This window comes from Methylobacterium sp. WL103 (assembly GCF_008039885.1).
Lineage (GTDB): Bacteria > Pseudomonadota > Alphaproteobacteria > Rhizobiales > Beijerinckiaceae > Methylobacterium > Methylobacterium cerastii.
Window position 1 is genome coordinate 1 of the sequence record NZ_VRUX01000474.1, and the last position, 3,366, is coordinate 3,366.

At 70.6% G+C, this 3,366-nt stretch carries 3 protein-coding genes; 2 read left to right on the forward strand and 1 reads right to left on the reverse strand.

What is annotated here, in order from left to right:
• Positions 1-789 (forward strand): 2-oxo acid dehydrogenase subunit E2 (locus FV222_RS20760; RefSeq protein ID WP_187277402.1); only part of this gene is annotated, 789 nt, incomplete at its 5' end.
• Between the two features lie 190 nt (positions 790-979).
• Positions 980-2,710 carry an L-lactate permease gene (locus tag FV222_RS20765; protein ID WP_147752087.1) on the forward strand — a complete coding sequence of 577 codons (1,731 nt, stop codon included), beginning with the start codon at positions 980-982 and terminating at the stop codon, positions 2,708-2,710.
• 95 nt (positions 2,711-2,805) lie between these two features.
• Here FV222_RS20765 and FV222_RS20770 read toward each other — a convergent pair.
• A partial coding sequence (locus FV222_RS20770) for a methyl-accepting chemotaxis protein (protein WP_246685574.1) occupies positions 2,806-3,366 on the reverse strand: 561 nt, incomplete at its 5' end.

Consider the following 3,366-nt stretch of genomic DNA (forward strand, 5'->3'; position numbering starts at 1 on the left):
GCGCCGAAGGCTGCGCCCGCCGCGGCGCCCGCGACCAGGGCCGCCGGCCTCACCACCGACCAGGTCCGCGGCTTCTACGCCAAGGACAGCTACGAGGAAGTGCCCCTCGACGGCATGCGCAAGACCATCGCCAAGCGCCTCACCGAGGCGATGCAGGTGGCGCCGCACTTCTACCTGACCGTCGATTGCGAGATCGACGCGCTGATGGCGCTGCGCGAGCAGCTCAACAAGAGCGCGGCCAAGGACAAGGACGGCAAGCCGCTGTTCAAGCTCTCGGTCAACGACTTCGTCATCAAGGCGATGGGCCTCGCCCTGACCCGGGTGCCGATGGCCAACGCGGTCTGGGCCGAGGACCGGGTGCTGCGCTTCAAGCACGCCGAGGTCGGCGTCGCGGTGGCGATCGACGGCGGGCTGTTCACGCCCGTCATCCGCCGGGCCGACGAGAAGACGCTGTCCACCATCTCCAACGAGATGAAGGACTTCGCCGCTCGCGCCCGCGCCAAGAAGCTGAAGCCGGAGGAGTACCAGGGCGGCGTCACCTCGGTGTCGAACCTCGGCATGTTCGGGATCAAGCACTTCACCGCGGTGATCAACCCGCCGCAATCCTCGATCCTGGCGGTCGGCGCTGGCGAGAAGCGGATCGTGGTCAAGGACGGCGCCCCCGCCGTCGCCCAGGTGATGACCGCGACGCTCTCCTGCGACCACCGCGTGCTCGACGGGGCGCTGGGGGCCGAGCTGGTCGCCGCCTTCAAGGGCCTGATCGAGAGCCCGATGGGGATGCTGGTCTGAGGACGCACCGGCCGCGCATCCGCGCGCGGCCGGGTCCGGCCGCCCGGGCGACAGGGTCCCGCTGAACGAGCAACCGGCGCGCAACACCTTCTGAATACATTATCTCTCGCCGTTGAGCCGGATTCGCCGCTCTGCTAGCACCGCCTCCAACGGCCCGCGGATCAACCCGGGCCATCGGAGGACTACGCCCGTGGAACCCGTCCAAACCTGGAATCAGGTCTACGATCCGTTCGGCAACCCGTGGCTGTCGACGCTGGCCGCCTCCGTGCCGGTGATCGCGCTGCTCGCCATGATCGCCAGCGGCCGGGTCAAGGCCCACGTCGCCGCCGTCCTCGCCCTGATCCTGGCCTTCGCCATCGCCGTCGTCGCCTTCGGCATGCCGGTGGGCCTCGCGACCCGCGCCTCCCTGCTCGGGATGGTGACCGGCTTCTTCCCGATCGGCTGGATCATCCTCAACGTCATCTTCCTCTACCGGCTGACGGTGGAGAAGGGGTGGTTCGCGACCCTCCAGCAATCGGTGGCCGGCATCACCAGCGACCGGCGGCTGCAGCTGCTGCTCGTCGCCTTCGCCTTCGGCGCCTTCTTCGAGGGCGCGGGCGGGTTCGGCACGCCGGTGGCGGTCACCGGTGCGATCCTGATCGGGCTCGGCTTCTCGCCGCTGGCCGCATCCGGCCTCTCGCTCATCGCCAACACCGCGCCGGTGGCCTTCGGCGCGCTCGGCGCCCCGATCCAGGGCCTGGCCTCGGTGACGGGCTACGACCCCTACGTGCTCGGCGCGATGATCGGCCGCCAGCTGCCGGTGTTCTCGCTGATCGTGCCGTTCTGGCTGATCTGGGTGTTCGCGGGCTTCCGCGGCATGATCCAGGTCTGGCCGGCGATCCTGATCTGCGGCGGCGCCTTCGCGGCGGCCCAGTTCGGCATCTCGAACTACGTCAACCCGTGGATCGTCGACATCGGCGCCTCGATCGCCGCGATGGGCGCGCTGGTGCTGTTCCTGAAGGTCTGGAAGCCGGCCGCGATCTGGACCTCGCCGGCTTTGCGCGGCAACGACCCGTCGATCGGCTACGGCGAGCCCCGGCCCGTGGCGCTGGGCGCCGGCGTCCCGTCCGACCTGCCGCGCGCGCCGGTCTCCACCGGCCGCACCGCCTCGTCGTCGGAGATCGCGCTCGCCTGGCTGCCGTGGGTCATCCTGTCGGTGGTCGTGGCGATCTGGGGCACCGGCTGGTTCAAGGCCATCGTGAACCCGATCTTCACCTGGAAGTACGAGGTGCCGGGCCTGCACAACGTGATCATGAAGGTGCCGCCGGTGGTGGCCAAGGCCCACCCGGAGGGCGCCGTCTTCCTGTTCACCTACATGTCCTACACCGGCACCGGCGTGCTGATCGCGGCGTTGATCTCCGGCGCGATCATGCGGTTCTCGCCCCTGCGCCTCGTCACCGCCTACGTCGAGACGATCTGGGTGCTGCGCTACTCGCTCGTCACCATCGCGGCGATGCTCGCGCTCGGCGTGCTCACCCGCTACGCCGGCGTCGACGCGACGCTCGGCCTAGCCTTCGCCGGAACCGGCATCCTCTACCCGTTCTTCGGCACCCTGCTCGGCTGGCTCGGCGTCGCGCTGACCGGCTCGGACACGGCGTCGAACGTCCTCTTCGGCGGGCTCCAGAAGATCACCTCGGAGCAGCTGGGGCTCTCGGGCGTGCTCATGGCCTCGGCGAACTCGTCGGGCGGCGTGATGGGCAAGATGATCGACGCCCAGTCGATCGTCGTCGCCTCCACCGCCACCGGCTATTTCGGCCAGGAGGGCAAGATCCTGCGCTTCGTGTTCTGGCACTCGATCGCGCTGGCCTGCCTCGTCGGCGGCCTGGTGATGCTCCAGGCCTACGTGCATCCCTTCACCGCGATGGTGATCCACGTTCCGTAGCCGCCGACGCGGGCTCCCGAAACGAAGAAAGCCCGCCCCCTTCGACGAGGGGGCGGGCTTTTCCTTTGGCGGCTCCGAGCAGGGCCGGGCGGCCCTCAGGCCGCCCGCACGCCGGCCAGGAAGTGATCGACGGCGCCGCGCAGGTCGCCCGCCTGGCTCGACAGGGCGCTCGCCGCCGCGAGCACCTGGGCGGAGCCGGAGCTGGCGGTGCCGGCCGCCTCGCTGACGCCGCCGATATGCTCCGAGACCGCGCGGGTGCCCGCCGAGGTCTGGGCGGTGGTGCGGGCGATCTCGCCGGTCGCCGCGCCCTGCTCCTCGACGGCGGCGGCGATGTCGCCGCCGATCCGCGCCAGCCGGCGGATCACGTCGGTGATCCCGGTGATCGCCTGGACCGATGCGTCGGTGGAGGCGCTGATCTCGACGACCTTGGTCGTGATCTCCTCGGTCGCCCGGGCGGTCTGGCCGGCCAGCGACTTCACCTCCTGGGCCACCACCGCGAAGCCGCGTCCGGCCTCGCCCGCGCGGGCCGCCTCGATGGTGGCGTTGAGGGCGAGCAGGTTGGTCTGGTCGGCGATCTGCGAGATCAGCCCGACGATCTGCGCGATGCTGCCGGCCGCGGCGGCGAGGCGCCGGACCTCGCCGGCCATGCCCTCGGC